Source organism: Mycobacterium sp., assembly GCF_032162605.1.
In the GTDB taxonomy this organism is placed as follows: Bacteria; Actinomycetota; Actinomycetes; order Mycobacteriales; family Mycobacteriaceae; genus Mycobacterium.
Genome location: NZ_JAVROT010000076.1, coordinates 1 through 4683, shown reverse-complemented (window position 1 = coordinate 4683; position 4683 = coordinate 1). Strand labels below are relative to the sequence as shown.

Here is a 4683-nt window from a genome sequence, read left to right as displayed (position 1 = left end):
TCCCGCACCCACACCGAATCAAAACCCACATCCTCAGCCAACTTCGAACCCTCCAACAGGTTCTCCTTCGAAGCATGCTCACCAAAATGCGGCAACAACAACCCAAACTTCATCTTCAACCCTTCCCTTCGAGACCAGTGCTGCGGACCGCCAGATCGACCGGGCGCACGTAGGTGTCGAGCCATTCGACGATGCGCGGCGTGGTCTGTTCCCAGTACTGGTCGTAGGCCGCGTAGTGGGTGGTGTGGCGTTGGATGATCAGTTCTTTGGGGCCTGCTGCGGCGGCATACAACGCCTCGGCGTGATCGGTGGGCGTCGTCGCGTCGCCCTCGACCCCGATCACCAACAGCGGCGTGGTCAGGCCCGCCGCCGCCAGCGCAGGTTGATACGTCAGGATCTCCTCGGCGCAGGACAGCGGCACTTCGGTTGGGATTCGGCCGTCGACGTCAGACTTCACCGTGGTCGTCTTGCGCTCCGCGCTCGGCACCATGATCTCTTCACGAGGATGTACGAGGCGGCCGGCGCCCTCGACAACTCGTACCTTGCGGTCGGCCTCCAGGCTCGCCAAGAACGCCAACCATTCTGACTCCGAACGCATCCGGTGCAGCCAGTCCCGACCGTCGGCCACGGGAACCTGGCTCACGGCCGCCTTGACCCGGGGGTCAACGGCCGCGAGCAGTACAGCGTTACCGCCACCAGTGCCACCACTGCCGAACACCCCGATCGCGTCGGCGACTACGTCGTCGCGGGTCGTCAGATAGGTGACGGCGTTGACCAGGTCCTGCAACTGCCAGGACGGCGATAGGAAACCGCGGTCGCCACCGGAAGCCCCGAACCCGCGGTAGTCGAAGATCAGCACTGCGAATCCTGCGTCGGTCAGTGCCTCGTGGTAGCGGACGTACAGTTTCGCGTCCCTCAAACCCAGCCAGCCCGGGCCCTGCACGATCGCCCGGAACGGGCCTTCGCCATCGTCGGGTGTCCGCCACAGAGCGGCGATGCGTTCCCCTTCGCTGAAGAAGGTGACCTCGGTGGTGCGCATTGCAGAACCTCTCTTCACACTCAGACACATCGTGAGATGACAACGTCTACATCATATTAGATACAAAATCTATTATTCAACTCCGTCGGGCAACTGATTGCCTACAGGTCCCGTGTACGACGGATGCCAATCGGAAGTCCGGGCTTTTTGCGGCCCGGCGAGGGCACCTAAAGGGTTGTCAGGAATCGCCTTTGGCGGCGAGCTCGTCCTGCTTGGCGACGATCTGCTGCAGCTTGGTAGACACCCTGGCCAGGTGCTTGGACAACCACGCCGTCGCCCCCCTGACGTCACGCGCGCGCAGAAACTCGATCAGCTCTTCGTGGCTGTGCTGCTCGTCGATCCGTTGCAGCAGCAGGTAACGACCGACCGAACCACGAAGGCTGGTCACCTGAGCCAGTGCCCTGGGGCGGTTGGCCCGTTGATACAGCGTTTCGTAGAGCTGATAGCGGTATTCCAACCGCGCACCGGACTCCTGGGCTTCGTCGAGACTGTGGGCGATGGCTTCGAGACGGTGCAGCAGCTCATCGTCGATGCCCTTGATCGCCAGCTTGAGCAGGTACGACTCCAATAGGATGCGGAGCTCGTAGATCTCGGCGATCTCGTCGGCCCGCAAGACTGACACCGTCGCGCCCCGGTAGCGGTTAATCTGCACCAGGCCTTCGCTTTCCAGTTGGCGCAGGCTGGCCCGGACCGGCATCCGACTGACCCCGAGAGATTCGGCGATAGTGTCGAGGTTAAGTCGCTGACCCGGCCGGAAGACCCCCTGCAGGATCGCCTCCCGGATGAAGGATTGCGTCATCTCCTCGACCGTCTGGAAGGTGCCGCGCACCGACTCCGCGATGGCCCCGAGTTTGCCGTCTGTCGCGTTCGTGTCGACGGTGCCTGCCATATCCGCTCCCCTCGTTCGGCGCCGATGCGCTGCGTTGAGATTATCCGCTCGACCGTTCAGCCAGGTACCGCAGCAAGCCCCTTAGGACACTGAACCCCATCGCAATGGGAGTTTCGGTGGGGCTCAGTGGCCTGGGATCAGTCGTTGTGGGTGATGAAACCCTCCGGACCGAAACGAACGCCCTCCTCGGGGCTCACGTTGTAGTAGGAGTACGGCGAGAAGCTCTTCGCGTCGATCTCCTTCTGCACCTCTTCCATCGGCATGTGCTTGCCGGCCTCGACCTTGCGGTCCAGACCCAGCCAGTCGAGCATCCGCTTGTTGGTGATGCCCAGGTAGAGCACCGGCTCGTCACCAGAGTTCACGTGGGTGTGCCACTGCATCGACGGAATGTACAGGAAATCGCCCTGCTCCCAAGGAACGACCTCACCGTGGACTTCGCTGTGGCCCTTGCCCTTCATGATGTAGATCGCGGCCTCGTTGTGGTGCTTATGCAGCCGGGTCTGCTGCCCCAACTTGAGCTCGGAAATGTGCAGCTGGATGGTCCGGAGCGGAAGGTCGACGTCACGGGCTGGGTGCTGGCGATCGCCGTCGGCGTACAGGTCGAGATGGGGTTGCTTGTGAATCAGCTTGCCCGCGGCCATCGGACGGACCTCATCCTCGTGGTAATGCAGCTTGCCGCGCCGGCGCGGCGAGTTCGGGTCACTACCGTCCCCACCGCCGTGACTGTGCTTGTGGTCGCCGTGCAGGCCGAAACTGGCCTCCTTCGGCGCTCCGTCGGCGCTGGGCGCTTGTCCCTGATCGGTAGATTCGGTCATGTCAGATCCTCCATCTTCCTTGTCGGTACTGCTCTTCTTTGTCCATGCTGTTCTGTTGGTCTGGTTGGTGCTACGGCGTCCCGCCCTCGGCACCGACGGTTACACTGCGGCGCAGGGCGATACAATGCTCCGCGGGCAGCAGCAGAGTTACCGGCTTGCCCGTGCTCAACCGCTGGGAGGCCGTGGTGCGGCACCGGATCATCGCCGTCCCCACCTCGACCTGGTAATCCATCGCCTCACCGGTGAACAACCGGTTGGCGACGGTGCCCGCGAGCACGTTGGGACCGGCCGCCAGGGTGTCCTGCTGCACCACCTGGACGTGTTCGGGGCGAACGGAAACGATGCACTGGTCACCCTTGCCCACATCGACCAGCGAGTCGACCACCACGTCGCCGTTGTCGGTGCGGACCGTCCCGCCCTGCTCCGACACCTCGCTGACCACACCGTCGATGAAGTTGGTGAGGCCGACGAAGTCCGCCACGAAATCGTTCTCGGGATGCAGATACACCGAGAAGGGATTACCGATCTGGCTGATCCGCCCTTCGCACATCACGGCGATCTGGTTGGACATCGACAACGCCTCGGCCTGGTCGTGCGTCACGTACACGGTGGTGATGCCCTGGTCGCGCTGCAATCGCTTCAGCTCAAAACGCAGCGACTCGCGCAGCTTGGCGTCCAGGTTCGACAGCGGCTCGTCGAGCAGCAGGACCGCAGGCTCGATCACCAGCGCCCTGGCCAGCGCGAGCCGCTGCTGTTGGCCACCCGACAGTTTGGTGGCATATCGCCCCGCTAGATGGCCGAGACCGACGACCTCGAGGCTCCGTTCGACGCGTTGCTTCACCTCTTTCTTCGCGGTCCGCCTGCGGGTCCCGACCCGCAGCGGGAACGCCACGTTGTCATAGACATTCATATGCGGCCAGATCGCGTAGCTCTGAAACACCATCCCGAGATTGCGGTGATTCGCCGACACTGAGATTCCCTCCGATCCGGAGTACAGCACCGTGCCGCTCACCGAGATCTTCCCGCTGTCAGGTCTTTCCAGTCCGGCAATGCACCGTAGGGTCGTCGTCTTGCCGCAGCCGCTCGGGCCAAGCATCGTGAAGAAGTCGCCTTGGCGCACAGTGAAGGTCACTTCGTCAACCGCGCGGACTCTGCCCTTCGACTCGTCGGCGAAACCCTTGCACAGTGCACTCACTTCAAGCATCGCATCCATCCGTCCGTCCGCAGTCTTTGGTGAATCCCGACCGGCGTGGCCGACGTCGTGGTTTTGCCGGTCGTGGCATTCATGTCTCGCGCACACCGATCTTGGCGCCCAGTTTGTAGGCCACCGCCACGAGGGCCATCAAGACGACGACCATGGACACGCCGAGGGCAGCCAGCACCCCAGTCTGGCCGTTCTGCCAGAATTCCCAGATCGTCACCGACAGCACGCGGGTGTTCTGGGAGTACAGCAGGATCGAGCTGGACAGCTCGCGGACTGACACCACCACGACGTAGATCCAGCCAGCCACCAGTCCGGGGCCCATCAGCGGTAACACGATGCGGCGGAACGTGTCGCGCCACGTGGCGCCGCTCATTTTGGCCGACTCCTCCAGCTCGGCGCCGACCTGGGCCAGCGACGAACCCGAATATCGCATGCCGTAAGGCAGGTAGCGGGTGACGTAGGCGATGAACAGAATCGCCAGGGTGCCGTAAATCGGCAGCGGAGAACGCAGATAGATGAATATCAGTGCGACACCGAGCACTAGCCCCGGCATCGCCAGCGGGAAGCTGGCCAGCAGCTCGAGTACCCGGCGCCCGCGGAATCGCGACTTCAGGACCAGCCAGCTGATCACAGCCGTAAACAGCATGACTGCGGTGGCGCTGGTCAGCGCGAGGATAGTGGAATTCTTGATCGACTCGACGACCCCACGGGTCTGGAACAACTCGGTGTAGTTGCT

General features: G+C 63.0%; 5 protein-coding genes. All 5 read right to left on the bottom strand.

Going from position 1 to position 4683, the window contains the following annotated elements; genetic code table 11:
- Positions 1 to 115: 115 nt before the first annotated feature.
- Positions 116 to 1039: an alpha/beta hydrolase gene (locus QOI01_RS04305; protein ID WP_526378922.1), complete on the bottom strand. Its 924-nt coding sequence runs from the start codon at positions 1037 to 1039 to the stop codon at positions 116 to 118.
- Between the two features lie 178 nt (positions 1040 to 1217).
- Positions 1218 to 1928: a GntR family transcriptional regulator gene (locus QOI01_RS04300; RefSeq protein ID WP_526378920.1), complete on the bottom strand. Its 711-nt coding sequence runs from the start codon at positions 1926 to 1928 to the stop codon at positions 1218 to 1220.
- Positions 1929 to 2065: 137 nt separating this feature from the next.
- Positions 2066 to 2743 carry a cupin domain-containing protein gene (locus QOI01_RS04295; RefSeq protein ID WP_526378918.1) on the bottom strand — a complete coding sequence of 226 codons (678 nt, stop codon included), beginning with the start codon at positions 2741 to 2743 and terminating at the stop codon, positions 2066 to 2068.
- A 70-nt stretch (positions 2744 to 2813) separates the two neighbouring features.
- Positions 2814 to 3947 (bottom strand): ABC transporter ATP-binding protein, encoded by a 1134-nt coding sequence (locus QOI01_RS04290; RefSeq protein WP_526378916.1) that lies wholly within the window; start codon positions 3945 to 3947, stop codon positions 2814 to 2816.
- Positions 3948 to 4026: 79 nt separating this feature from the next.
- Positions 4027 to 4683: ABC transporter permease (locus QOI01_RS04285; RefSeq protein ID WP_526378914.1), on the bottom strand; the 657-nt coding region annotated here is incomplete at its 5' end.